The 25,193-nt window shown below is 55.8% G+C and carries 21 protein-coding genes; 11 read left to right on the top strand and 10 right to left on the bottom strand.

All coding sequences use genetic code 11. The features are described 5' to 3' along the window. The first annotated feature begins 3 nt into the window (after positions 1-3). On the top strand, positions 4-1,209 hold the full coding sequence (locus R3F50_05065; GenBank protein MEZ5489673.1) for a hypothetical protein: 1,206 nt from the start codon (positions 4-6) through the stop codon (positions 1,207-1,209). Between the two features lie 70 nt (positions 1,210-1,279). Here the strand turns inward: R3F50_05065 and R3F50_05060 are convergent, their stop codons facing one another. Genes R3F50_05060 through R3F50_05050 form a run of 3 tightly spaced genes read right to left on the bottom strand, consistent with a single transcriptional unit; the run spans position 1,280 to position 4,374 of the window. Beyond that, positions 1,280-2,344, bottom strand: coding sequence for a DUF3500 domain-containing protein (locus R3F50_05060; GenBank protein MEZ5489672.1), 1,065 nt, complete (start codon positions 2,342-2,344; stop codon positions 1,280-1,282). 2 nt (positions 2,345-2,346) lie between these two features. Beyond that, entirely contained in the window at positions 2,347-2,901 is a 555-nt protein-coding gene (locus R3F50_05055) for a hypothetical protein (GenBank protein ID MEZ5489671.1), read from the bottom strand. Positions 2,902-2,913: 12 nt separating this feature from the next. After that, the gene (locus R3F50_05050; protein MEZ5489670.1) at positions 2,914-4,374 is read right to left on the bottom strand and encodes an amidohydrolase family protein; all 1,461 of its coding nucleotides are present in this window, start codon (positions 4,372-4,374) and stop codon (positions 2,914-2,916) included. 115 nt (positions 4,375-4,489) lie between these two features. On the opposite strand from R3F50_05050, the gene R3F50_05045 reads away from it, so the two are divergent. Next, positions 4,490-4,675: a hypothetical protein gene (locus R3F50_05045; GenBank protein ID MEZ5489669.1), complete on the top strand. Its 186-nt coding sequence runs from the start codon at positions 4,490-4,492 to the stop codon at positions 4,673-4,675. A 14-nt stretch (positions 4,676-4,689) separates the two neighbouring features. Here the strand turns inward: R3F50_05045 and R3F50_05040 are convergent, their stop codons facing one another. Further along, positions 4,690-5,301, bottom strand: coding sequence for a HupE/UreJ family protein (locus tag R3F50_05040; GenBank protein MEZ5489668.1), 612 nt, complete (start codon positions 5,299-5,301; stop codon positions 4,690-4,692). Beyond that, positions 5,298-5,897: a HupE/UreJ family protein gene (locus R3F50_05035; GenBank protein MEZ5489667.1), complete on the bottom strand. Its 600-nt coding sequence runs from the start codon at positions 5,895-5,897 to the stop codon at positions 5,298-5,300. The genes R3F50_05040 and R3F50_05035 overlap by 4 nt, the downstream gene beginning before the upstream one ends. A gap of 236 nt (positions 5,898-6,133) precedes the next feature. On the opposite strand from R3F50_05035, the gene R3F50_05030 reads away from it, so the two are divergent. After that, complete coding sequence (locus R3F50_05030; GenBank protein ID MEZ5489666.1) at positions 6,134-7,003, top strand: DUF3445 domain-containing protein; 870 nt, start codon at positions 6,134-6,136, stop codon at positions 7,001-7,003. A gap of 195 nt (positions 7,004-7,198) precedes the next feature. Next, positions 7,199-8,788 (top strand): tannase/feruloyl esterase family alpha/beta hydrolase, encoded by a 1,590-nt coding sequence (locus tag R3F50_05025; protein MEZ5489665.1) that lies wholly within the window; start codon positions 7,199-7,201, stop codon positions 8,786-8,788. 32 nt (positions 8,789-8,820) lie between these two features. Here R3F50_05025 and R3F50_05020 read toward each other — a convergent pair whose 3' ends face one another. Further along, positions 8,821-10,704, bottom strand: coding sequence for a PQQ-binding-like beta-propeller repeat protein (locus tag R3F50_05020; GenBank protein ID MEZ5489664.1), 1,884 nt, complete (start codon positions 10,702-10,704; stop codon positions 8,821-8,823). Positions 10,705-11,053: 349 nt separating this feature from the next. Between R3F50_05020 and R3F50_05015 the strand changes: the two genes are divergently transcribed. Then, on the top strand, positions 11,054-12,745 hold the full coding sequence (locus R3F50_05015) for a hypothetical protein (protein MEZ5489663.1): 1,692 nt from the start codon (positions 11,054-11,056) through the stop codon (positions 12,743-12,745). An 82-nt stretch (positions 12,746-12,827) separates the two neighbouring features. Continuing rightward, on the top strand, positions 12,828-13,853 hold the full coding sequence (locus R3F50_05010) for a hypothetical protein (protein ID MEZ5489662.1): 1,026 nt from the start codon (positions 12,828-12,830) through the stop codon (positions 13,851-13,853). A 10-nt stretch (positions 13,854-13,863) separates the two neighbouring features. Here the strand turns inward: R3F50_05010 and R3F50_05005 are convergent, their stop codons facing one another. After that, complete coding sequence (locus tag R3F50_05005) at positions 13,864-14,880, bottom strand: hypothetical protein (GenBank protein MEZ5489661.1); 1,017 nt, start codon at positions 14,878-14,880, stop codon at positions 13,864-13,866. Between the two features lie 500 nt (positions 14,881-15,380). Between R3F50_05005 and R3F50_05000 the strand changes: the two genes are divergently transcribed. Together R3F50_05000 and R3F50_04995 are read left to right on the top strand one after the other, a co-directional pair. Next, on the top strand, positions 15,381-16,361 hold the full coding sequence (locus R3F50_05000; protein ID MEZ5489660.1) for a hypothetical protein: 981 nt from the start codon (positions 15,381-15,383) through the stop codon (positions 16,359-16,361). A 172-nt stretch (positions 16,362-16,533) separates the two neighbouring features. Then, positions 16,534-17,895: an alpha/beta hydrolase gene (locus R3F50_04995; protein ID MEZ5489659.1), complete on the top strand. Its 1,362-nt coding sequence runs from the start codon at positions 16,534-16,536 to the stop codon at positions 17,893-17,895. Positions 17,896-17,987: 92 nt separating this feature from the next. Here R3F50_04995 and R3F50_04990 read toward each other — a convergent pair whose 3' ends face one another. After that, positions 17,988-18,794, bottom strand: coding sequence for a VOC family protein (locus tag R3F50_04990; GenBank protein ID MEZ5489658.1), 807 nt, complete (start codon positions 18,792-18,794; stop codon positions 17,988-17,990). Between the two features lie 350 nt (positions 18,795-19,144). Here R3F50_04990 and R3F50_04985 point away from each other — a divergent pair, with 350 nt between their 5' ends. From R3F50_04985 to R3F50_04975, 3 genes are all read left to right on the top strand, one after another. Next, a complete protein-coding gene (locus R3F50_04985) occupies positions 19,145-19,954 on the top strand; it encodes a DUF1499 domain-containing protein (protein MEZ5489657.1) in 810 nt (269 codons plus the stop codon). 211 nt (positions 19,955-20,165) lie between these two features. Further along, positions 20,166-21,422, top strand: coding sequence for a threonine synthase (locus R3F50_04980; GenBank protein ID MEZ5489656.1), 1,257 nt, complete (start codon positions 20,166-20,168; stop codon positions 21,420-21,422). Positions 21,423-21,914: 492 nt separating this feature from the next. After that, positions 21,915-22,346 carry a DoxX family protein gene (locus R3F50_04975; protein MEZ5489655.1) on the top strand — a complete coding sequence of 144 codons (432 nt, stop codon included), beginning with the start codon at positions 21,915-21,917 and terminating at the stop codon, positions 22,344-22,346. Between the two features lie 370 nt (positions 22,347-22,716). Here R3F50_04975 and R3F50_04970 read toward each other — a convergent pair whose 3' ends face one another. Further along, positions 22,717-24,159, bottom strand: a complete 1,443-nt coding sequence (locus R3F50_04970; protein ID MEZ5489654.1) for a hypothetical protein — start codon at positions 24,157-24,159, stop codon at positions 22,717-22,719. Between the two features lie 230 nt (positions 24,160-24,389). Beyond that, positions 24,390-25,187, bottom strand: coding sequence for an alpha/beta fold hydrolase (locus R3F50_04965; protein ID MEZ5489653.1), 798 nt, complete (start codon positions 25,185-25,187; stop codon positions 24,390-24,392). Positions 25,188-25,193: the final 6 nt, after the last annotated feature.

Raw genomic sequence — 25,193 nt, 5'->3', positions numbered from 1 at the left:
GCTATGTATTTACTCAATCGCGTTTTCAACATGGGCGTCATCGGTAAAAGTATCCTGGTCGCTGTGGGAGTCAGCTGGATTCTTCCTCTCCAGGCCCAGACCGGGGATATCGAGAGGGAGTTTTCGGTGCAACCTGGCGGCAGATTGAACATTCTCAGTGATGCGGGTGCCATCACGGTCAGAACCTGGGATGAGCCCCGGGTGCGGGTGCGGGTAATCAACCCCGAGGCTTTCGACGTGTCGTTTGAAGACGCTGGCAATGAAGTCAGGGTCGTCGCCGAAGACGCTCGGGGACGCAGCCGCATAAGATTCGAAGCGCAGGTACCCCGTGAATTCAACCTGGAGCTGGATACCGGGGGTGGTGCCATCGAAATAGGCGATATCAACGGTGACGTGGAAGCTGACACCAGTGGCGGGAGTATTATTGTAGGCCGGGTCGAGAATGGTGACGTGGTGGCTGATACCTCCGGCGGGCGCATTGAGATTGCCGAGGTTATCAACGGGGATGTTTCGGCTGACACTTCCGGCGGCCGCATCAATATTGGTAACGTTGTGGGGGATGTGGAAGCTGATACCTCGGGTGGAACTATCACAATAGGCGATGTTGAGGGAAACGTCTCCGCCGACACTTCCGGTGGCAACATCGAGGTTGGCACAGTGACTGGTAATGTCAGTCTCGATACCTCCGGGGGCAGTATTCAGGCGGGCTATGCCGGCGGCACCATGATGGCGGATACCTCGGGCGGGAATATCACGCTGGCGGGCAGCGCCCGGTTACTGATCGCCGATACATCCGGAGGAACAATAAGAATTACCCGCAGTGATGGTCCGGTGCAGGTCGATACCTCCGGCGGTAACATTTTTCTTGGGCCCATCAACGGTTACATTGAGGCGGATACTTCGGGTGGCAGCATTGAAGCGGAGCTTGGCGAGATTGGACCGGGGCAGGACGCCCACATTACGCTGGATTCGAGTGGAGGCGATATCGAACTGAGACTGCCAGCCAATCACGGCGCGACAGTCGAGGCCAGAATCGAAGTTTCCAGACGTGCACGGGGCGACTACCGGATCTACACCGATTTTCCTCTGACAATAACCGGTCAGGACGAGCGTGAAGTAGTGGGCCGTGGCGATATCAATGGAGGTGGCGACAGAATCCGCCTTTCAACCAGCAATGGCGACATCCGCATCACCCGACGGGAAGACTGATCGCTGACGGTCAGCCCGATGCCGACCGACAGACTCCTGCAGAGAATGATGGTAGTTGATCAGTGTGTCCTTAATGCCTGTGTCCGGCACCGTATTCCGCCGCAACCGCGTCGTAATGCAGCCGGATCAGGTCGCGCCCGAAATCCCCGTCAAAATCCCGCCAGACCAGGTGTATGTGATTGGCTTCGTTCTGGGTCTTGTCGTACTCAATCAGAAAATTCTGCCCCTGGACGCGCCAGTAGTGACCGGCTGATAGACCGGTACCGCCGATCCAGGCAAACCGGATCTGTTCCCGGTTTGCTCTGACATCAGACATGCGTGCGGTGCTTATCGCATCCGGTTGCGCGCCGGCTACTTCCTCGATCAGATTCATCAGTGTCAGCTGCTGGGCTGAGCGCAGCCCATCCCAGGCGATCCCTGTGTCCGGGAATGGGACTATATCGTCTTCAGCACCGGTATAAATATCACCGGGTACTGCTACCTCCAGGATGGCGAGAGATTTTTGCGCTGTATCGAGGCTCAGCACCAGCTCACGACCCAGATCTTCCTCGGTCGACAGCACCCGCAACCCATTGAGCGGGCCGCCGCGAACTTCGGCGGGATTGCTACCGAAAAACTGGGGTGAACTGGCTATCCCGTTGCCCCCGGCAAAGGTCCAATTGAGGGCGACATGATGTCCCTCGAGGCGGAACGCCCAGGCTCCATCCTGGGATGGCTGGCCGAATACGGTCAGGAAATAAGCCATTGGGTCGCGCACAAAACGCCCATCGACCTCTATTTCCTTCAGTACGGATTCCAGGCTGCGAATCTGCTCCACTTTTCGATACCCCGTACCGCTCAGGAAAGTCTGCAGTACCTGACTCGCCAGGATCTGCTGATTCCCGTTCAGGTCGTTAAACGAGATGCCGTTGCGGGTCCTTGGGATGAAGTGCCAGTTGAACCTTTCTTCGTCGTCAAAGGAGTACATGGCCTTGTCCGTCTGGTCGTCCGACAAGCTGCTCAGAAACAGGGTCAGGGAATCAATCATGTCGTCAGTCAGCGCGACGCGTTCCTGCTGTGCAACAGCACTTCCGAGCCACAGGCTGAATAAAGCCGCGCCCAGAGCCAGCCTGGACAGTAATCGGGATAAGCGCATTTTTAATCCTCCTGAGAACGGGATTGATCAGGATCCCGGTTGAACTTGATGACAGCTGCCGGCGTCAGTTGCCGCCGAGCCATTTCGATACCTGCCCAATAGCCCAGGTAGCCGGCGGCGATCCAGATCAGCATCGATTCGCCGGGACCTGGCCAGTAGGAAAACCAGAGCAGAGCCTGAATGGAATTGGTGACTTGGTTGATTAAGAATGAAATAACAAAATTAAGCAGTCCCCCTGAGAAAGAAGTCAGGTAGCTGCCGCCGGCCAGAAAGGAGGCCAGGTCATTAGCCTCGATGACCAGAAAGGTCCACAGGCCGGCCAGGCCGTAAAATCCGCCCCCAAACCAGGCCCAGCGGTTATAGATCAGGCGTACCTTTTTATTGTTGATCTTCTTAAGATCTTTCCTGTTTTTCTTCAGCGCTGACTTCAGCGCCCTGTGGCTCAGATCCCGGCCTATTTTTTCCTCTGAGAATAACCAGTAAAAAATTATCCAGCTGAGCAACAGCGCCGGTAGCCCCAGTTCCAGTAACGCTTTTGCAGTGGTAACGATACCCATATCGGTGGTCCGTCAGCCCCACTTCAGCAGGTTGAGAAACTCGCGACGGTTTTTCGGGCCATAGGTAAGAAAACTGGGTTGAGGGTCATTGAGATAGTTCGACTTCTCTCGCGACAGGGTGTCCGCCGCGGTGAGCAGCTGAATCTCCTGCTGATCGATCTGGTAAGGAACGGCCGCATTGAGACCGAACACTTTGCGTCGCAGCTGTGGCGTTATCTCAGGATAGCCATAACGTTCGCGAAACTGTGCCGAAATCTGAAAGGTGCGGAAGGCCTGAATCTGGTCTTGGGGAGAACCATACCAGATGGAATCTGTACCCCACAGCACGTTGTCTTCACCGACGTATCGAAACAGTTTACCCAGCGCGTGGGCAGCATTGTCCGGGTCCCGCATCAGAAAGCGCCAGGTACTGCCCAGCTCCGCATAGACATTGGCATTGGGAGCGATCCCATTGTCGATCAGGGACTGAATGAGGGTGTCGATGCCGTCCCTGCCGGCCCCGGCGACGAATTCCTGTTCCTGTACAGTGGGAACGAAGCCGGAGTGATAGACGAGAAAGTTCATATCGGGAAACTGTTTCGCCACGATGCCGATGTCGGGGCACTGACTGTGCTCATAGGATTGCGGGCCGAACGGCAGGCCTTTGTGAACACAGATATTGCGCACACCCAGCCGCTGTGCCCGTTCGATCATGGCAATGCCGGCGTCGTCGTGGAGAAAAAAACCGCGACCTCCCGGGCCGTACTGGGTGTAGGTTTTAAAGGCGCTGATATGCCAGTTTTCAGCCAGCTCGTCCATCCCCTCCAGGTCGCCTTCCTGGTTGGGGTTGACCCGGCCATGAATCATCAGGCGTTTGCTGCCTTCGAGTTCGGCGACGATACGCCGGGTCTCGTCGGCATCCTCTATGGTGACCGGCTCCGTTTCGCGGGTGGAGGGCACAAAAGACAGGACCATGATGTCCGTATCGCTGTCTAAAAAGATGTCTTTGATAAATTCGCTGGCCGACAGGCAGTCTAGATAGCTGCGCGACTCGCTGGCTGATGCTGCCTCACAGCTGGCCTTTTCCATCTGGGCATAAGGTCGTGCGGATTCCGGAAGGCGGCTTAACCAGTCGCCCTCGGGGTTTACGTAATGTCCCTGTACATCGAAGATAAACTCGCTCCCGTCAACCTGTTCGGCGGCGGCAAAGCGGTCCAGCGCTGCGTCTTCGGACAGTTCAAAATAACCGCCGAGTCTGTTGCTGTAGGCATTTGCCTGGTTAAAAGCCAGCAGGGTGCTGGCGGCCCCACAACTGGAAACCAGAAACTGCCGGCGGCTTTGGCCGCTGCGGCGGGCGTTTTCCGTGGCATTTTGTAAAGCCAGCTGATTGCCCTGGAGATTCCACGCGGAAACGGGGATGGGCTCGTATTCACCATTGGAGGTGCTGTCTATCTTGATAGGCAGGCGGGTACCGTCCGGATCCAGCTTGTTCATGGGTAAGCTCCTGGTAAGTTGTTGTCGTTATTTTGGACCTTAAGAACGCTGACTGGTCAGCAGGCTGTTGAGAAACCATCGGGCCTGCCAATACTTCGCAAAAAGCCGGCTCAGCATGCTCAATTGCGCCGGACTACAGCTCTTCCTCGCCAGTTTCTGCCTCGTCCTGACGGCATGGATATCAATTTTCGACAGCCTGTTCGAGCGACAGAAGCCATTCGCCAACGTGATTCGAGCTGTTGGCAGAGAGTCTGTCTACGCCCTGGTAAGCCCGATAGTAACGCAATACGGTAACGAGTAAAGGGGCACTAGCGGTCAGAGGATGTTGGCAAAGGCAAAAGCCAACATCAACAGGCCGATTGCCGCAATCCATGATCCGGCGATCTTGATACCGATCTGCAGGGTAGAGGAATCCCAGCGCTCCACCACGGAGCGGGCGCCGCGAGACCCGTACATGATCAGGTAATGAATACCTACCAGTGAACCAAAGACGGTAATCACTACATCCAGGAACGGGCCGGGATCGGGGATGGACTCCAGGGCCAGCAGAAAACCGGCAGTCCCGCTCAGCGCCATCAGGAGCCCGGCGGGCAGTGCAGAAGGGCCGATGAGCAGTGCGCCCAGCAGCGTGATCTGCAGCAGTATCAACAGGGCTGATGGCAGGTAGCTGGCGACCACAAACGCCAGCATCAGGCCCACTGCTGTCGCCGAGAAAACCGTCACCAGGAAGCGCATCTGTCCGTCCGCGACCCTGACCCCCAGCAGGATACTGATCGCAATGATCAACAGTACATGCGAGGGTGTTGTCAGAGGATGCAGCGCCCCAACGTAGAAACCGCGCACACCGGGGTAGGGTGAATGGGCCTGGGCCAGCAGCGGCTGCACAAGAAGCAGGAGCCCGACCGCCGATGGTAGCGCTTTTTTCAAAATGCACCCGTGAGGAAGTAAAGGCCGCTGGCCGAAATCAGGCCGCCTGCTATCCGCACAACCAGGCGGCCTCTGGGCAGGTCGGCCAGCAGACCAAAGGCGATACCGACCAGGTGCATGAGCCCGGTTGCCAGCACGAAGCCGATTGCATAAGAAAGCGGGTTAGACGCCGCCGGCAGCTCCGTGCCGTGGGCGTGGCCATGAAAGATACCGAAAGCGCCCACCAGTACCGCCGCTACCCAAAGCGGAGGTCGAACCGCCAGCAGCACCATTAATCCGAGTACGATAGCTGAGCTGGCGATACCGACTTCTACCAGCGGCAGCGGGACACCTATCACGCCCAAAGCGCCGCCGAACGCCATCACCAGGGGGAATACGACCGGCAGTAACCAGATGGCCGGGCTGCCCAGAAACGCACCCCACATGCCCACGGCCACCATCGCCACGACGTGGTCCGGGCCATAGACAGGGTGCAGGAAGCCGCTGATGAAGCCACCCACAACGCCCTCTTCAGTGTGGGCGAAAAGCGCCGGAGACAGCAGCGATAAAAAGCCCAGGCTCAACAGGGCTGTGACTCGTGACCAGCGAAGCGACATGGACTTTTCTCCCGGCAGTTGCTCTTAGTTTGTAGTGATGTCCGGCTGAGGATTATAGATAATTGGCGGTCAGAGTAGAAATATACTTAGCGGAGGTAACTGGGGTCAGAGTAAAAATACAGTAGTTTCTGTGAAAATAAGCTCAGAACCACTGTATTTTTACTCTGACCCCATCTATCAACAGTAGACGACTTCATTTGTAGTAGTCTGGCGGCCAGTGGAGCCGAACAACAAGCATGCTTCTAAACAGCAAGGCTTCTCCTATTTACCTGCCTGAACCTGATCAGCGTTCAGTGTTGCGATTGGGCCTGAAGCGATTGGATCCAAGGCAGTGGCTTATTCGCGACGCAGACTTCGGTGAATTTTATCGGAATAAGCTGATTGCCGCCGAGACCCTTGCTGACAAGGTCTACCGGGCGCTGCCCGGATCAGAGCCGGCTCAGCAGGAACTGCGCGCGCTTATTCTGGATCATCTGGTTCGGGACCATGGCGGGCATTATCGTGTCGAGCAGAACCGGCTGGTCTGTCTGCCCGCTGAGATCAGTTTTCCCCTGGATGGGCAGTCTCAGACACAATCGCTTTACCACAGCACACTGTGGCAGGCCTCGCTCTGGGTTCAGGAAGATCTGTGTATCCTCGAACCGCAGGACGGGACGTTTGTCCTCACCGCTGCCAGTGTCTGCGCCCCGTCCAACTGGAAACTGGAGGAAAAAATAGGCTGTTCACTGGATCAGATTCACAGCCCGGTGCCGGGATATGGCAGGGAGTTATCGATGCGGGTGAACCGTTTGTTTAACAGTTTGAAATCGGCCAAACCGCTGTTTCGATACAACTGGTCTGTCCAATCTACGCCAGAGCTGCTATGGCGGGAGTCGAGCGCTCCCGCGGATGAACCGGACACGGATAACGGCCAGCGTTACTGGCGGGTGGAGCGGCAGACACTGCGCCGACTACCGATGACAGGCGCAGTGATTTTTGGCATCAGAATATTCATTCACAGTTTTGCAGACCTGCAGAGGTTTCCGCGGTTTGCAACCAGTATCGAGACCTTGCTGGAAAAGTTACCCTCGAGCCAGCGACGCTACAAGGGGCTGGATCGGTTGTAAGCTAAGGAGCCTCTGATTAATCACAGGTTCTTTCCGCATTTCGATGCGGGCGAGATCAAGTCCCATTTCCAGCGGACAGGGCTAGTCGCCAATCGCCTGGTTGAGCACTCACATGACCTGGTGTACGCTGACCTGACAGCGCAGTAGCAGGCAGAGCCTGCCGTATTTTCGTAACCCCACCAGCAGGTAAGCAGGATGAAAATAATTGCATTAGTCGGCAAAGGTGTCATTCTGGCGACTTTGTTAGGTTTGTCGGGCCTGTCTTACGGGCAGCCTGGAAATCTGGCCCGAAACTGCCTGCAGCTTGGCGAGCTTGCGCTCTCCATGACGACCATTTCGCTGGCGCAAGTGGTCGCTGAAAATTCGTTCACTCCCCCCGGCAGCGAAGCCAACCTGGAGGCGCCTGCTTTTTGTCGCCTGGTGGGTACGACTGCCCCGGAAGTCAGTTTCGAAGTCTGGTTGCCACTGGATAATTGGAACGGCAAGTTCCAGGTGGTCGGAAACGGTGGCATGGCGGGCACCATCAGCTATGCTGCTATGGCCGGGGCACTGCGACGCCACTATGCCACTGCCAGTACCGATACCGGCCACAAAGCGGGGCCTGTTCCTTTCGATGCTTCCTGGGCGTCAGGTCGTCCGGATCTGATCGAAGACTTCGGTCATCGCTCCCTGCATGTCACCACCGTCAATGGCAAGCAGGTGGTAGAGGCGTTATACGACTCGCCGCCTCAGTATTCCTATTATGTAGGTTGCTCCAAAGGTGGGCAGCAGGGGCTGATGGAGGCGCAGCGTTATCCTGATGATTTCGATGGCATCATCGCCGGTGACCCCGCCAATAACTGGACACGATTTTATGCGGGTGCGCACCTCTGGTATTCCCAGGCCATGTTGGCAGATCAGGAAGCCTGGCTGCCGCCGGCGAAGCTACCGGCGTTGGGTAACGCCGTGAATAACGCCTGTGATGCCGGGGACGGAATTGAAGATGGCATACTGATGAATCCCCTGGCCTGTACTTTCGAGCCGGCTTCGCTGACCTGTCCGGTGGGCACCGACAGTGATAGTTGCCTCACACCCAAACAGGTCAGCGCTGTGGAGAAGATCTGGTCCGGTGTAACAGATTCCGATGGGGAGCTGGTCTACCCCGGACTGGTGCCGGGAGGCGAAGCGGCACCGGGAACCTGGGCAACCTGGGTAACAGGCAGAGAACCTTTTCGTTCGCTGCACTGGCTGGGCGGGGAGGGCTTTTTCCGCTGGTTTGTCTTTGATGACCTTGACTGGGATTTCACCACTTTTGATTTCGACACTGATCTGGAGTTTGCGCTGAACAAGGTTGGGCCGGCGCTCGATGCCGTCAATCCTGATCTGACACCATTGCGGGACCAGGGGGCGAAACTTATCGTGTACCACGGTTGGAGCGATCCGGACATTTCCCCCTTGGCATCCATCGAATACTACAACCAGGTGGTGGAATTTATTGAGAATGATATGGGCGCAGGAAACAGATCTGAGGCGCTGGTGAGTACCCAGGATTTCTATCGACTGTTCATGGTCCCTGGCATGGCCCACTGTAGTGGCGGGCCGGGGCCGGACCGCTTTGATGCCCTGACTGCGCTTGAGGACTGGGTCGAACGGGGTATTGCCCCGGAATCCATTATTGCTGCAAAGGTGGAGAATGGTGAGACGATCCGCACCCGGCCCTTGTGTGCTTATCCGCAGGTGGCGACCTATGACGGCAGCGGCGATACCGACCGGGCAGAAAATTTTTACTGCGCAGTGCCGGAATAAGCTATCCCACTGTCCATCGTCCCACTGACCGATTATCTGGCCTTGCTGGCACCGGGCTTGAATGCCAGTAATACATTCCCCGGCGTGCCCCCCACGCGACCATAGCCGGAATTTACCAGCAGTAGGCCTCCTCCGGCAGAGATACCGTGGGAGTCGATCGCACCCCCGAGACCTTCCACACCGTTGACGGTCTGGTAGTTCTGTACCGTATCAAATTCAAAAAGCAGACTACCGTCGTCTTTGTCGAAGATCATCAGTCTTCCGTCGACTGTACCGCTGACCAGCGCACCGTCGATCAGTAGTGGCAGAACAGAATGGCCATAGCGGGTGTCGCAGCTGCTTAGCCGTTCCGATCGGTTATCACAGGCAGGGCGCTCTTCCCGGAACCAGCCGGGTTCCCCGGTTTCCACGAAGAAGCTGTAGATGCCGGGACGTGGTACATAGGTTCCGCGAGCCTGGCCCGGATCGTTAATGGGCAGGTAAACCTTTTCGCCGTCGGTGGCAATGCCCCAATGGTTGCCACCCAGCGTGGTACCGGTACCGATACGCTGGTTCCAGATCAGAGCCCCGGTATCGGGATTCAGCGCCCACAGGTCACCGGTCTTCTGGCCCGCCAGCAGAATGTCGCCCTCGGCGCGCTTCACCAGTGTCGCCGAGCCGCCAAAGTCCTTATCCGCCAGGGTGCTGGGACGCTGATTCGGGCAATTGGGTCCGGGAACCCGTCCACAAGCAGTATTCCACACATCGTTCCATAAACCCTGGAAGACCCATTTTGGTTCACCGGTATCCAGGTCCAGCGCAATAATGGCGTCGCTGGTTACCGTGGCAGGATGAGAGGTGTTTTCGCCTGTCGTGACATAAACCAGGTTGCGCTGCGGATCTACCGTCGGTGTAGACCAGATAGGCGCACCGGAGGGACCCCGCAATGGCACGCCAATGGAATTCCGTTCGCCGGTGTAGTCGGCTTCAGGCATGGTGTGGTAAACCCAGTCAACCTCGCCGGTAGCGGCATCAAGCGCGACAATTTCGCCGTGTCCCACGCAGCATTCGAAAGTCGGTGTGCCGCCCTGGGAAACACCGGAAGATGATACCGGCACCAGTACCCGCCCCTCATGTAAAACCATGCCCCCGGTGAGGCGCACACCACGGCCATGACTGCGGACATCCGCAGACCAGAGCTGCGCGCCGCTGAGTGCGTCGAGTGCATAGACGAAACCTTCACCGTCGCCAAATACGATGGCGTTCGGTTCTCCTGCTCCCAGTGATCCGTAAGCAAGCGATGACCTCAGGCGGGTAGGTGAGTCAAAAATCCATCGGGCACACCCGCGATCCGCATCCAGCGCCATCACTTTACGGGTCCCGGTCGCCGAGAAAAACACCGTGGAACCTACGATCACCGGCGCCGACCTGAGTGCGCTGACATTCGGAAAAGCCAGTGCCCAGGCCAGCTCGAGATTGCCAAGCCCGGCACTGGTCAGACCGGCCTGAGCGGCAGACAGGTTGCGGGTGCTGCTTATATTCGCACCGACGCCGGCAAGATAGACCGGTTGATCAAGATCGACCTGGCGGTTATCTGACTCGCACAGGGTGTCGGCGAGCCAACGGTCATCCTCTTCCGCTGCCAGGTAATCCACGATCAATGCCTTCTGCTCATTGGAAAGCACTGACGCCTGCCCGTACATTACGCCTTCATTGATGGCGAATTCCAGGGAGGCAGCTGTCAACGTTTGCAAACTATCTAGTGTAGGGGCGATCTGTGTTGCAGTGATCGCATCGGCGCTGAGATGGCAGCTGCTGCAATTTTCCCGGAACAGGACAGAGCCAGGGTGCTCTTCGGTGGGTGATTGCGCCAAGCTGCCCTGATCGAGCGCGACCAATAAGCAGGCGACAGAAAGGGATAAACGGATTTTATTCATGATTATTCTTATATTCAGGGTTGCAGGGTAAGTTCGAGCATAGTGGAAGCGGGCCGGGGGTTCAACCTGCATACAGCGATGCAGGTCAACTCCGGTAGATCTTCACCCTGGCGGCCGGAGGTCTTTCATGATTTGACCGGGCATTCCACCTGCTGGCCGTATCAGGGCCGAATTTACTTGACGGGTAATACAATTTGGCGTTCTACTTAATCGGCTTGTAATCATTGCCATTGCCTTCAGATCAAGCTAACCAGAACGTATTCTGAAAATTCAATAAAAATAAACCATTAGCGTCAGACTAATGGACGGGTATCGGCGACTTTGTCGCGACAGCCCGGGGAGAAAAAATATGAGAAACCTGAGCAGGCTTGCAGGCATCCTTCTGGGAGTACTGGCAAGTGGTATTGCTTTGGCCCAGCAGCGGGTGGGGGATTTCTCCCTGCTGGATCAGCTCGGCAATCACCACAACATGCAATGGTATGACGATCACGCCTCCATAGCACTGCTGGTCCAGGCCAATGGCAGCGAAGCTTTTCGCGAGGCGCTGCCGGACTATATCGCCCTGCGGGAGCGCTATGCCAGCCGTGGCATACAGTTTTTCATGATCAACCCCATGGGCAGGCTCAACAGGAATGCTGTAGCCGCAGAGCTGGCACAGTTCCAGACTGATATCCCCGTTCTTATGGACGACACTCAGCAGATATCCCGCGCATTGGGCGTCGATAAGACCGGGGAGGTGTTTCTTTACGATCCGGCCTCATTCAGAGTGCGTTTCCGTGGACCGGTGGGTGACGGGTTTGAAGCTGCCATGGAAGCAATTCTTAACGAGCATGAGATCACCAGCCCGGTAATTGCCATGCCGGGCTCCGATGTCACTTATGCCTTTCACCGACAGGTTTCCTACCAGAAAGATATCGCGCCGATACTTGCTGAGAACTGCGCCGCCTGTCATCGCGAGGGCGGAATTGCGCCGTTCGCCATGGATAGCCACGCCATGGTTCAGGGCTGGTCGCCCATGATCCGTGAAGTACTGATGACCAGGCGCATGCCTCCCGGCCAGATCGATCGCCATGTTCACCAGTTTGAGAACGGTCGTTTCCTTGCCATTGAAGAGACCCAGAAACTGATGCAGTGGATTGATGACGGAGCACCCCGTGATGGCGACAGCGATCCCCTGGCAGAAATTTCCTGGCCGGACTCAAAGTGGACTGTACCTTTTGGCGAGCCGGATCTGATCGTCAAAGTGCCCCGTGCCGAAATCCCGGCAACCGGCGTACTTGACTACGTTTATATGACTGTTCCCATTGAAGGCATGACCAGGGATCGCTGGGTCCGGGCCAGCGAATTCAGCCCTGGGGATCCCACGGTGGTTCACCACTCGACTGCCAGAGTAGTAACGCCTGGAGCATCTGCCGAGGGGGGAGGCCGCAATCCGGATGTGGCATTGATCTCCCGTTACGTACCAGGGCAGGAACCTCGTATCGAAGGTGATAATACTGGAGGCCTGTTACCAGCGGACAGCAGTCTGTATGTCACTATGCATTACACGACCAGTGGCAGGGAAACTGTGGATGAAAGCGAGTTCGCCATCTGGTTCTACCCTGAGGGCGAAGTACCTCAGGAGCGAATGGTTTCTACTCTCGTAGGCCGATTCGCCAACAACTGGGTGGAGATTCCACCCTATGAAAAGAGCTTCGAGGTGTCCAGTTCTTTCGAAGTGAAAGAAGATATCAACGTCCTGGCCTACCATCCTCACATGCATTTCCGTGGCAAGGACCTGCGCATGTTTGCCGACTACCCGGATGGCAGGCGTGAGGAACTGATCAATATTCCCTATTACACCTATCTTTGGCAATTGACCTACCAGCTGTCCGAACCGAAATTTGTACCAGCGGGTACGGTGATCACCTCGGTAGGTCATTTTGACAATTCGGCGCAGAACCCCTTCAACCCGGATCCTTCGGTTTCGGTTCCCTGGGGAGAAATGAGCTGGGATGAAATGTTTTTTGGAGAGTTTGTTTACAAGGCAGCAAACCAATAAGAGCGCGTTGTAATCAAACTGCGCGTAGCTGATAAAAAGGCAGTTTCAGAACTGCCTTTTTATTCTGGAGTGAGTGAATAACATGAATAAACTACCGAAACTCCCAGTCAGAATATTGCTTGGCTTGTCGATCACAACCCTGGCAAGCTTCTCTTTCTCTCAGGAGTATCAGATTCCCAGAACAGAATGGGGTGTGCCGGATTTTCGTGCGGTATGGAAACATGCCTCTATCATTCCTTTTGAGCGACCCCGGGATCTGGGTGAAAAGCGCGCCTACACCGAAGCGGAAGCGTTGGCTATTGAGCGCAGTGAGCAGGAACGATTCGATGCCGACAACGAGCCGTTGGACCCCAACAGGCCGCCGCCCGTCGTAGCCGACTCGTTGCCACCCATAGGCAACTATGACCTGTTCTGGCGTGACGATGCGCAGTTTATTCCAACCATCGATGGTGAGTTCCGTACTTCTGCCATCATTGATCCACCGAATGGTCGTTTACCCGCACTGCAACCGGCCATGATGGATCGCCTGGAGGAACAGCGACGTGACGACCAGGAAACCCGCGGCAGGACAAGTACCGGTCCGGAAGGGCGGAGCCTGGGAGAAAGGTGCCTGGTGGCATTCGGTAACCTTTCCGGGCCCGTCATGAGTCCTATAATTTATAACAGCCACTTGCAGATTGTGCAGTCGCCCGGCTACGTGGTGATTATTGCGGAAATGGTCCACGACGCCCGCATAGTGAAAATCACCGACGAGCGTAACCCGGCAGCCGAGCAGCACAGAAAATGGATGGGCGACAGTATCGGCCGCTGGGAAGGTGATACGCTGGTGGTCGAAACCAGGTACTTCAATCCCTGGCATCGGTTGCGAGGCCTGCCGGTGGAGAACCTGACAATTACGGAGACTTTCCGGCGCGAGTCGGAATACAAACTGATTTATGGATTTACAGTCAATGACCCGACGCTGTTCACCGCCGAGTTCACTGGTGAATACCCGCTGTCAAAACTGGATGAGCCGATCTACGAATATGCCTGCCATGAAGGTAATTATGGAATGGTAGGCATATTGGCGGGCGCCCGCACCGAGGATGTGAACGCCGAAAGCCAGTAGTCAGACGGCTTCATTCCCCCGCCATGCGCGCGGCCCGCAGGGTATTGAGCATGCCGTAATTGCCTTCATGGCAGCCGTACTCGTAAATCTGACCCGCGACCTTGGTCATGGGAACAATGGCTGTAATTTTATCTGTAAAGGTTGCCGGATCATCAATGGTAAATTCGTAGTTGACCGTGTCATAAGCCGTCCGGGTAAAACGTTCCGTCAGCACCATGTCGTGGTTGGCGCCGGTGCTGGCGAAGGTCTGACGCAGGCCATTGAAGTTACGGGTTTCAACTACCAGGGTGTCTCCATCCCAGTAGCCTCGTGAGTCGCCGGACCACAGGCGGATAGCGTCGTGCAGCGGCGGTTTATCTGCCAGGGGCACTATTCGCGCGTCGTGAATCATTTCCGTAAGAATCACTGCGGTGTCTTTGTTCTGGAATATCTGGACATTATTGTTGTAAAGACTGGGTACGAACGGCGGCCCTGAATTGAAGCCGACTATACACCGCTCTGACAGGCCGCGGTCCTCCGGACCATCCTTGGCAATACCACCGACCGGATAACGAACCGGGCGCGTGCCGGGAATATCGTCTATCTGCCCGCCCCGTTGAACCGGTGCGGATTCCAGTGCCGGCGGTACCCGGCCGTTCAAAGGGTAGATTATATGAGAAGTGCGGACATTTTCTGACAGACCGGCCGTTTCTACCCAGAAATCGTTGTAACCGATTACCTGAGGGCCAGTAGGTGGCAGGTCGGGGTCAACATTGAGTCGGGCAGCTCTGGCCTCGGCTGCCGCTGCCGCCGCCTGTTGACGTTCCAACTCCTCTTCCAGTTGTTCGGGAGTCCAGAATTCCTGGTTTCCAAACCGCTCCGGCCTCTGCATGGGCGTGTTGGAGGAAAAATTCCAGACGCCACTTAGATCCGGCTGACCAAATTCGTTGCGTGGTGCCTGGAAATTATCCGCCGATTGCCCCATGGCAACCCCGGCAGGCAGAAAAAGCAGAGCAAAAACAGGGAGTATATGGCCGATTTTCTTCATTATGTGCACGCTCCAGCGACGGCTGTGGTCGCTATCCTGGGCTTTGGTTGCTGGAAAGATAACACGCTCCACGGGCGTAATCTAAGCTTATGGAACCTTTTACTAATTATTCAGAGTATATGAATAATTGATCAGAGGTTCCTTATGAGTCTACTCAGATTAGAAACGCCAGAATGATTTCTTGGCGTGCCACGTCGCCATTCAGTAAGATGGACGTTGGCGAGGCCTCCTGCGTTGAGGGGTACACGGTGGTTCCAGTCGGGCAACTGGCGCATTCAGGCACAGAAAGCCGGTATTGATACCGCCTGTTAATGGGAGCTCGGTATGAAGCTGACAGACATTTAAGCACTCATGAACAGGAGACACTGATAACAGCCACGCCGGTTCCGCAGAGTTCCAGAAACACGGGTGCTCGGGCTGATCGGGCTAATCGGGCTAAAGAGGGCTAAGGGAAAACCAGTTGCTCAGGCGAAAAGAGCATTAATCAGAGATTTCTTAACATGAAAAAACTATTCTGCCTTACAGGGCTCACGATTTTATCCACTGCCATGACTTTTGCCATGGCAGCCGAAGAGTATGTACCGCCAAGGACTTCCTTCGGTGTGCCCGATGTGCAGGGAATCTGGACCTATGAAACACGAACTTCTCTACAAAGGCCGGAGATTTATGGCGGCCAGTTGGAAATAGATGAGCAGACCATGTTGGAAAAAATGGTCTCCACGGCGGAATACAACGAATTTCTGGCGGAAACCGGTGCCGAAGGGCCGACCGGCGGCGCCGTTGGCGCCTACAATGATTTCTGGTTTGCGCCGGGCGATACGCTCGCGTTTATGAACGGCAAGTACCGCACCTCGCTTATCGTGGACCCGGCAGACGGGCAGATCCCCTGGAAAGAAGGTGCCCAGGATATTCGGCAATCCCAGCGGAACAGATTGTTGATGGGCAGGGATAGCAGTGATGGGCCGGAGGGTCGCGCGCTGGCCGACCGGTGTCTGGTAAGCTATGCCTCCACCACCCCCTTCATCAGCAGCTTCTACAACAACAATATGCAGATTGTGCAGTCTCCAACCCACGTGGTACTGCTGGCGGAAATGGTGCACAACGCCCGTATTGTGCGTATCGATCAGGATTTCCGGAATCTGCCCTTCCAGCAATGGCTGGGAGACTCTATCGGCTACTACGAAGAGGATACCCTGGTAGTGGTGAGCAGGAATTTCAATCCCTGGCAGGTAAAGGAATTTCTGATCTCGGAGAATGTGACCTTAACAGAGCGCTTTACTCGCGTCGCCGACGACAGGATCCACTATTCCTTCACCGTCGATGATCCCGAACTGTACACGCAACCCTGGACGGCAGAAATGCCGATGGCAACGCTCGATGACCAGATTTACGAGTACGCCTGTCACGAGGGGAATTACGCCCTGCCAGCTATTCTGGCAGGTGCCCGCCGCGAAGAAGTGGATGCAGCCGCGGTCCCATAGCAGCCGTAAAAACGGGGTCAGAGTAAAAATACAGTACTGTATTTTTACTCTGACCCCGATTATCTATCTACTCCAGCCTCTACCCTCTTTAACTCTCTCGTACGTAACGCCGGCATTGCATCGTAAGGAACCTGGCGGTAGTCTTATCCCATAAATATCGGGGGGTTCCACTATGAAACCATTGGTTATTATCCATGGCTGGAGCGACGAGGCGGAGTCCTTCCGCCCTCTGGCCGACGCTATCGAGCAGAGCACTGATCGATCTGTCGAAAACCTGTATCTGGGCAACTATGTCTCACTGGATGACGACGTACAGATGGCGGATCTGGTGCAGGGGCTCGCCAGGGCCTGGAAGCAGCAGAGGTTACCGGAAGAATCCAGAGGTGCCGATGTCATTATTCATTCCACGGGTGGACTGATCGTACGCGACTGGCTGGATAGCGAATACGCCATCAGATCTCTGAAGCCGCCGGTTAATAACCTGATTATGCTCGCGCCTGCCAACATTGGCTCGCCACTGGCACACAAGGGGCGAGCCTTTTATGGCCGTGTATTCAAAGGGTTCAAATCGAAAAAGCGGTTCAACACGGGCACTCACATTCTCAAGGCACTTGAGATGGCCAGTCCCTATAGCTGGAGGCTGGCTGAAAGGGATCGCTTCACCAACAACCTGTTTTCCGCGACCGGCGTGCGAACTACGGTGATCGTTGGCAACACCGGCTACAAAGGCATCAAATCGATCGCCAATGAACCGGGTAGTGACGGCACCGTGTATGTGAGTACGGCAAACCTGAATTGTGCCAGGGTTGATATCCACTTTCCCTCCGGTGACCGCAAGCCCAAGGTTAAAGCCATTAAGGACTCAAAGGGAAAGACTGCGTTTCTGGTGGTTGATGACTGTACCCACTCTACAGTGGCCTATAAGGACGACAACGCGACTGCCAGGAAGTCGGTTCTGAACGCCATCGTGGAGGCTCTGGGGATCACTAATGCGGAAGATTTTGATCGCTGGGTGGATGCGTGTACCAGCAACACGAATAAAGTAATGAAGAAATACGCAGAGGAATCCAGGGACTACAAGCACGGCTTCCAGAACACAGTGTTTCATGTACACGACGATCAGGGCTTTGAAGTGCAGGATTATGTGCTTGAGTTTTATCACGACACCGATGCCGGAGATAAAGACGAGCTTGCTGAGGACTTCAACAAAAAGGCTATTCGAAAGGTACATGCCTATGGCGACAATGCCGCCTTTCGCAGCTTTCTGATCAATACCGATCGATTGAATGAAGTGCTGAACAAACACAACAAGAACCTTTGCATCAGCCTGTCCGCCATGCCCGACCTGGGCGATGACAACAACCTGGTCGGCTACCGGACCTTCGGGGATCAGGATATTGGTGAGATGGTATTAACCCCGGCGCAGGTAAGGGAGTTTTTTCAGCCGAACCGCACCTTGTTTGTGGATATCACGCTGACCCGTGAGCAGAAGGATGAATTGTTCTGGATTCGCAACCGGGCTGATCTGGAGTAGGTCTGAGACAGATGAGAATAATTGGGGTCAGAGAAAAAATACAGTACTGTATTTTTACTCTGACCCCAATTATTACCCAATTATTGACTCCCCTAGTAGTTATCCAGCCCTTCGGTCAGTTCGATGTAGACGCCCTGGGGGTCGGTGAGGAAAGCGATCTTCAACCCTATGCTGGCGATTTCCCGTATCGGAGCGTCCAGCTCAATGCCCTTGGCAGCCAGCCTGGCAGCGAAGGCGTCCAGGTCCTCTACTTCGAAGCCGATGTGATCAATGGCGGCGCCCTGTGTGCCGGCACGGGGGGTGCGGGAATTTCCGAAGCTCAGGTTCATGCCGGGCGTGTTGGTGGTGGTTTCTATGCGTCCCCGTGGCCTCACCTCTATGTCGAAGACATCGGTGTACCATTTCAACAGTTCTTCATATTGATCGGTAAAGTAATGAATGTGGTAACCCATGACCTCCACATGCAGAGACTGGTCTTCCTGTAATTCCACGTAAACATCATCCGGCATCATGACATAGGCGTTCTTTTGTCCTTCGGCGCCGATGAACTCGCTCTCTACTTCGTAGCCGGCGGCGCGCCACTTGGCCAGAAAGTCCTCGATATCACGAACCTTGAAGCCAAAGTGGTCCATCACGGTTTCACGGGATCCCATGGTCGGTGGATTCTCGCGCAACAGAATTATCATGTTGGGGAACTTGATCGCGGTCAGGGGGCCTTTCTGCACGATCTCGGCGTCGAAGAGGTCGGCCCATAACCTCTGATGCAGGGCCACATCGCTGACATTCAAATGCACGTGGCCGTAGGTGAGGCCTTCAGCGTTAGGCACGGCGAGCTGGGCAAGCGTGTGAGGAACCCAGCTCAGGACCAGTAAAAATAGAGGGATGGTAAGCTTTTTCATTATCAGTCTCCTTGAGCCCCTGGAGTGTTGTTGTTCTGTCTGGTCAGCATAGCGGCAGTGGACTGCGCCGTCCACAGGTGTCCGGCATTTCCCGTGGCCGGGGTACGGGGAGAGCGGCCCGGTCTATGCTGTCTGTCTGGGTGCTTGCCGGGCCATCTGATATTAGATAGCGCCTGCTGCCTTTGGTCTGGTAAGCTCCTTTTGGTCAGCATTTGATCGGAATCTTAGTGGTATTTGATCAGCCTGTGGTGTGTCAACGGCCGGTAATCATGGCGGTTCAGTCGCCTGAGAGGCTGACTGCAGAACGATTCCATGCACAACAAATTCAATACAGTCAGGGGAGAAAATCAGTGAGCGACAGTCAGGGTACACTGGGCACTACCGCCAAGGTTATCAATATACTGGCCGTACTGGCCGCAGCCGCGGGCATCGGCTTGGGCTTGTACGCGCTGTCCGGCCCTCTGGGGGTGTGGCTCGGTATGACCGATTTCAGGTCCGGGTTCGACATTCTGCGCCGGGTTAATCCCATAGCGGATCAGGTGGCAATCGCCGGGCTGGTGGTCACCGTGCTGGCCTTTGCCGGTGCGCTGGGATTCAAATGGGGCAACAGCAAGCGTCTGGCAATCCTCGCTTTGTCCGGTACCGTGGTCGCGGCCCTGGCGTACTTCGTGCCGGAAAGCTTTCGTCCACCCGAGGGGACCCCGCCAATCCACGATATCACCACTGATACGGTGAACCCTCCGGAGTATGTGGCCATTGCGCCGCTGCGGGCCGATGCGGCCAATTCCATGGAATACGGCAGTGGCAGACTCAACAGTGAGACAGAGTTGACTCCCGCACTGCTGGCACAGCTGCAACAGGAAGCTTACCCCGATATCGTGCCGCAGCGATTCAGCGAATCGGTCGATGTAATTTTCACCCGGGCTGTGGAAGCGGCCGAGAGTCTGGGCTGGGATATCGTGGCGGCGGTCCGCGACGAGGGTCGTATTGAAGCAACAGACACTACCTTCTGGTTTCGCTTCAAGGACGATGTGGTTATTTACATTACCCGCGAGGGGAACGAAACAGTGCTGAATGCCCGTTCCCTGTCCCGCGTCGGCGTCAGTGATGTGGGCAAGAATGCAGCACGCTTAAGGGAGTTCTTTGCCCTGCTGAAGTAGCGCCTGGCACCAGCAAAAGACGCCTTTGAAAGGGTACCAGTTGACACAGCAGGAAAAGCACCCGGAGAGACTCGAAAGTGGTATCGGAGCAGCAAACCGGTGCCTTCGGGTTCGTGAACGGGGAGTCAGTATGCTGAGTTCCTGGCCTTACAGAGGTTATCGGCCTGCAACCCGACCATTACACAGACAACAAACAGTTACCCTTTAGCGGATGAGGACACCTGATTTGACCGAAGAATTTCCCACTTTCGTTTCCCATCTCGAGTGTGGTTATACGGGGCAGACTTATCCGGCTGATCAACTGCACGGCCTGTCCGAGGCCGGCAAGCCGCTACTGGTCCGGTACGATCTTGATGCTTTGGGTCGCTCGGTCAGCAAAGCCGCGTTGCGGGAGCGCCTGCCGGAATTCTGGCGCTACCGGGAATTCCTGCCGGTTCGCCAGTCGCAGCATGTCATTCGCCTGGGCGAAGTCATGACGCCCCTGTTGCCGGCAGACCGGCTCCGGGCATCACTTGGCTGTGGTGAGATACTTATCAAGGATGAAGGCCGCCTGCCTACCGGTTCTTTCAAGGCCCGGGGGCTGGCCCTGGCGGTATCCATGGCCAAGGAGCTGGGCGTGCAACGCATGGCCATGCCGACCAATGGAAATGCCGGCGCGGCGCTGGCAGCATACTGCGCCGCGGCGGGTATCGAATCCTTTGTTTTCTGCCCTGAGGATACACCCCAGGTCAATATCGATGAGATCGCTTACCTCGGCGCGCATACCTTCCTGGTCAATGGCCTGATCAACGATTGCGGCCGGATCGTGGGAGAGGGCAAGCAGGCGATGGGCTGGTTTGATACCTCGACGCTGAAAGAACCTTATCGGATTGAGGGCAAGAAAACGATGGGCCTGGAGCTGGCCGAGCAGCTCGAGTGGGAGGTGCCAGACGTAATTCTTTACCCGACGGGTGGTGGCACGGGCCTGATCGGTATGTGGAAAGCCTTTTCTGAACTGGAGGCCATTGGCTGGATTGGCAGCAGGCGCCCGCGCATGGTTGCCGTGCAGGCGGAAGGTTGCGCGCCTATCGTCAAAGCCTACGAGGAGGGGACAAGACACGCCGAGTTGTGGCAGAACGCCGCAACCGTTGCCGCTGGTATCCGGGTTCCAGTCGCGGTAGGCGACTTTCTGATACTCGACGCCATTCGCGAGAGCGAGGGTTTTGCGGTTGCGGTCAGCGACGCAGCGATCATGGAGGCACAGCGTCAGTGTGCCAGAAAAGAGGGCATTCTGCTGTGTCCTGAAGGCGCCGCGACACTGGCGGCTCTCAAGCAGGAGTTATCCAGCGGCCGCATAGCCAGGGATGAAAAGGTGGTGTTGTTCAATTGCGCCACAGGCCTGAAGTACCCACTGCAGGGAAAGGTGGCAAACATCGATCTGGGTCAACCGGTTGATTACCAGTGGATTGCCTCTTTTGCCGAAAGCTGACTTTTTCAAGAGAGCTACGATGGAAGTTGAGATTCTTTATTGCAGCGCCTGAAACTACCTTCCCCAGGCTGACCGTGTGTCGGCTGAGATAAGAGAGGTAACAGACGCCAACGTGAAGCTGACACCAGGGAGCCGTGGTGTCTTCGATGTGCGTTGTGATGGTGAGCTGGTCTTTTCGAAATTCCAGCAGGGCAGGTTTCCAGATGTCGGCGAAATTATACAGCTGATCTAGGGGGGCTGCTGCACAATTGCCGTGGCGCTCGTAAGATCACTGCAGAGCATTAAGGTCATTAACCAGAGAGACCGGCACTTCAGGCATCTTAAACGAAGATATTTTAATCGATATCTGAATCACACAACCTTGGAACACGGACAGCTTTATATGAGATGCCTGAATCAGGGGTCTCTGATCGTAAAGGCTGCTTTAATCAAGATTCCTCAGCGCAGTTCGGCCCGGGGTTTACTAGGTTTTTCTATCGAGAGGCAATAACTATGGGTAATTTACAACAACCGTTTGAAAACCTGATGTCCGCCGCCGGCAGGGTTCTGCTGGGTATCTACTTCATCCTCCCAGGTATAAACAAGATCACTGATTTTTCCGGTAACAGCCAGTATATGGCCGACCACGGTATGGTCCTCATACCATTCTTCCTGGTGCTGACAATTATCCTCCAGGTCGGCGGCGGACTGGCAATGGTCGCGGGTTTCCAGACCAGGCTTATCGCTTTCCTATTGGCGGGACTCACCCTCGTAATCAGTATTGTCATGCATGATTTCTGGACTATGGAGCCGGGACTGCAGACCAGTCACGAGACTCAGAATTTCGTCAAGAATATGGCGATAATGGCCGGGCTGCTGGTAGCGGCGGGTCTGGGCGGGGGCCACTGGAGTCTGGACGCCAGGCTGAAATCTGGCGAGCAATAGGCTACCCCGCCGCTCTGCCGCTTGGGATGCCCAGGCGGCTGGAACTGATTGCCGGGTTTTCTATTCTGGCCTGGAATCTGCTGGTTTATCTGCTCTTGTGGTAAAGGTGTTGCGGTAGAGAAGTGCAATGCCGTTTCTATTCTCGTTACGCCAGGCAAGGCACAGCTTTCCCTCTTTAAAGTCAGACTGGCTGGCGAACCCCCGGGTTTGTCGGGAGGGAAGCACCGGCTCGTGTCGCGGATTGTTGCTGAATCAGTTCACCAGTGGCCCCGGTACTCGCTTTGTAGGTTGTTGCCGTGCCCAGGCCATCGCTTTTTGATAACCGGGTAGACAATAAGCCAGGCAGAATTCACTGCCTGGCTTTGGTTTATCAGAAGTCCAACGCGGGTGCGGCGGACTCTGCTGCCCGGGGTGCCCGGCATTCGGCGATATCGTCCTCTGACAGGCCAAGTTCTCTGGCCCGTTCCTCGATGTCTTCGTCGCTGGCTCCTGGCTCATAGAGGCTGCTGGCCAGACCGGCAATATCCAGATTACCCAGCTGGCTCACTGCCTGGCCGATGCCGCCCAGCAGGCCGCCGAAACCGCGCCGACGGGGTTGCGCCGCCTGGGCTGCTTCGATTTTCTCCTGCAGACAGGCCTGCTGCTCGGCCGGGTCAACCTGTGGTGCCGCGCTGGCCTGGGCAGGTGAGCCGCTCCCTGGTGTGCCGCCGGCTGGAAAGCCGGTTACCAGGCCGAACGGCGAGGAGGCCAGTTCCAGCTGATCCGGCAGGCCGGCGTTGACGCGGATACGATGGATCTGAGTCTGGACCTCTATGGCACCGTTATTGACCAGCTGCCGCATCATTTCCATCTGGGGGCCCAGCATGTTCTCCATCATCTGCCGTTCCGGGCCTGACAGTTGGGCTAACTGTTGCTCCATCTGTTGCATCTGCTGCTGGGCCTCTGCCATCTGCGCCTCCTGTTCCGGGGTCAGAATACCGCCCATCCGCATCACCTGTCTGGTGGATTCGTAGAGAGGGCCAATCTGCTCGTAATCCAGGCTCAACATTTCTATAAACATGTCCTGGGGCTGGCCGTCCATATTGGCCACACCATCCATGCGCACGCGCAGGGGAACGTAATTCTCCTCGTCTATCCAGACGCTGACAGTGTCTATGATAAATTCACCGTCGCCGTTGGTGGTCTGACTGTAGTTCACATCGTTGGCCTGAATGTGGAAGGCCGGGAGACCGTTTACTGCTTCACTCCCCACCAGTTCGGCAGTGGCCATCAACTGACGCATCTGCTCTGCATTGGAAGCCACATCGGTGTCGACACCATTTTCAAGACGATCTCTTTCGCCTGCCGCAGCTGCGCGCATGAACAGAGCCATACTGCCGGTCATAACCCGCGGGTCAGGGGACGCCCAGGGTTCATCGTAGGAGCCTGGCACCATGAGGCTGGATACCGGCAGGCCGGAATTGGCCATTTCCTGACTCAATCCGGCGCCGAGTTGTTCCAGGCCCATGGCGTATACCTCCATGTCATCTGGAGACAGCGTCATGTTGCCGGTATTCTGACGTTCGGAAATCTCGTTGGGAGGCACCAGTCTGAACGTTTCAAATGTCTCGCCATTACCCAGGTCACGCTGAACCTTCTCATAATAAAGAAGCATCGGCTGGCCAAGGGTGGACTGGTTGACGATGTAGTTCTGCACCGATTGCTTGCGAGCCAGATCCCTCTCTATGACTTCCTCAAGGATTTCCTGCGCAGTCTGGCCGTAGCTTGCCGTGGACAGAAGTACCGTGGAAATGACCGTTATTGTTCTTAACATGGTTGTCCTCCGATGAAGTGGTTTTGCTGAAGGGGCTGATTGCATGGGTCTGTTGTTAGAAAACGATTGTTAGAAACCAATTGTCAGAATCCGCAAAGTGTTAGTGTAGTGTTACATTATTACCTGTTGTTAGCAGTAAAAATAAACCTGCAACTTCCAGTCGCACCGTATGGCGTTACACTGCAAGGCCGTCCACAGGTTTTGCAACTCGAAAGTCTTTTAGCGGCCTGCTAATAGGCTTTCCTCGTAATAGTAAAAAAGTCGGTAAACTTCTTCATGTTTTCATCGTCCTGGGAAATCAGCAGTGAATGGTCGCCACCACTTATCTCTATGTAGATGTGCTGCATGCCCAGTTCCCTCATGGTAGCGACCCAGCGGCGGGTAAGCTCGACGGGCACGGTCTGATCGTTGTCCCCGTGTAATACCAGGACAGGCAGGTGCCGGATCTTCTCCAGCACTTCGATTGCGGTAGCGGGTTCCGGCGTGGCGGGGGCCGCGACTCCCAGCCCGGCAAACAGCTCCGGATGCCGGGAGGCGATGTGGTAGGTGCCGGCGCCGCCCATCGAGTGGCCCCACAGGTAGATGCGGTTGCTGTCGACATTGAATTCTTCACGGACCAACCCCAGCACTTCCATGACATCTCTTTCGCTGTACTGCCCATCCAGGGGGTCTTCGGTAGGTCGTGAACCATACCAGCCGCGGCGTGTATAGCCCAGGGGAGTTACCACGATAAAGCCACCAGCTTCAGCTTCCTCCAGCAGGCCATGATATCCCATCAGCCAGTCGTGACTGCGGCCGAGTCCGTGCAGGGAGACTATTAAAGGAGCCGGGTCACTTTCGTTATAGCTGCCAGGAACGAACAGCGCATAGGGTATGCTCTCGCCGGTGGGTGGAAATGTGTATTGGCGGTGTTGGATCCGTGAGTCTTCGACATTACGTTCGTCGTCCAAAGCCTGCCGGTCCGCGGACAGGATTGACGATGTAAACAACAGTACGACAATCAGCGTGGTCTGCAATATTTTATTCATTTTGAT

It is taken from the genome of Gammaproteobacteria bacterium, assembly GCA_041395725.1.
Lineage (GTDB): Bacteria > Pseudomonadota > Gammaproteobacteria > Pseudomonadales > Pseudohongiellaceae > NORP240.
Note: the sequence above shows the minus strand (reverse complement) of the source record. Positions and strands in the feature narration are given on the sequence as shown.

What these genes read in the sequence shown, in the direction of transcription:
- R3F50_05005 (MEZ5489661.1), bottom strand. Translation starts at nt 14,880, where the DNA reads ATGAAGAAAATCGGCCATATACTCCCTGTTTTTGCTCTGCTTTTTCTG.
- R3F50_05055 (MEZ5489671.1), bottom strand. Translation starts at nt 2,901, where the DNA reads ATGGGTATCGTTACCACTGCAAAAGCGTTACTGGAACTGGGGCTACCG.
- R3F50_04965 (MEZ5489653.1), bottom strand. Translation starts at nt 25,187, where the DNA reads ATGAATAAAATATTGCAGACCACGCTGATTGTCGTACTGTTGTTTACA.
- R3F50_05025 (MEZ5489665.1), top strand. Translation starts at nt 7,199, where the DNA reads ATGAAAATAATTGCATTAGTCGGCAAAGGTGTCATTCTGGCGACTTTG.
- R3F50_05035 (MEZ5489667.1), bottom strand. Translation starts at nt 5,897, where the DNA reads ATGTCGCTTCGCTGGTCACGAGTCACAGCCCTGTTGAGCCTGGGCTTT.
- R3F50_05000 (MEZ5489660.1), top strand. Translation starts at nt 15,381, where the DNA reads ATGAAAAAACTATTCTGCCTTACAGGGCTCACGATTTTATCCACTGCC.
- R3F50_04970 (MEZ5489654.1), bottom strand. Translation starts at nt 24,159, where the DNA reads ATGTTAAGAACAATAACGGTCATTTCCACGGTACTTCTGTCCACGGCA.
- R3F50_04980 (MEZ5489656.1), top strand. Translation starts at nt 20,166, where the DNA reads ATGAGGACACCTGATTTGACCGAAGAATTTCCCACTTTCGTTTCCCAT.
- R3F50_04990 (MEZ5489658.1), bottom strand. Translation starts at nt 18,794, where the DNA reads ATGAAAAAGCTTACCATCCCTCTATTTTTACTGGTCCTGAGCTGGGTT.
- R3F50_05050 (MEZ5489670.1), bottom strand. Translation starts at nt 4,374, where the DNA reads ATGAACAAGCTGGATCCGGACGGTACCCGCCTGCCTATCAAGATAGAC.
- R3F50_04975 (MEZ5489655.1), top strand. Translation starts at nt 21,915, where the DNA reads ATGGGTAATTTACAACAACCGTTTGAAAACCTGATGTCCGCCGCCGGC.
- R3F50_05015 (MEZ5489663.1), top strand. Translation starts at nt 11,054, where the DNA reads ATGAGAAACCTGAGCAGGCTTGCAGGCATCCTTCTGGGAGTACTGGCA.
- R3F50_05045 (MEZ5489669.1), top strand. Translation starts at nt 4,490, where the DNA reads ATGCTCAATTGCGCCGGACTACAGCTCTTCCTCGCCAGTTTCTGCCTC.
- R3F50_05020 (MEZ5489664.1), bottom strand. Translation starts at nt 10,704, where the DNA reads ATGAATAAAATCCGTTTATCCCTTTCTGTCGCCTGCTTATTGGTCGCG.
- R3F50_05060 (MEZ5489672.1), bottom strand. Translation starts at nt 2,344, where the DNA reads ATGCGCTTATCCCGATTACTGTCCAGGCTGGCTCTGGGCGCGGCTTTA.
- R3F50_05030 (MEZ5489666.1), top strand. Translation starts at nt 6,134, where the DNA reads ATGCTTCTAAACAGCAAGGCTTCTCCTATTTACCTGCCTGAACCTGAT.
- R3F50_04995 (MEZ5489659.1), top strand. Translation starts at nt 16,534, where the DNA reads ATGAAACCATTGGTTATTATCCATGGCTGGAGCGACGAGGCGGAGTCC.
- R3F50_05065 (MEZ5489673.1), top strand. Translation starts at nt 4, where the DNA reads ATGTATTTACTCAATCGCGTTTTCAACATGGGCGTCATCGGTAAAAGT.
- R3F50_05010 (MEZ5489662.1), top strand. Translation starts at nt 12,828, where the DNA reads ATGAATAAACTACCGAAACTCCCAGTCAGAATATTGCTTGGCTTGTCG.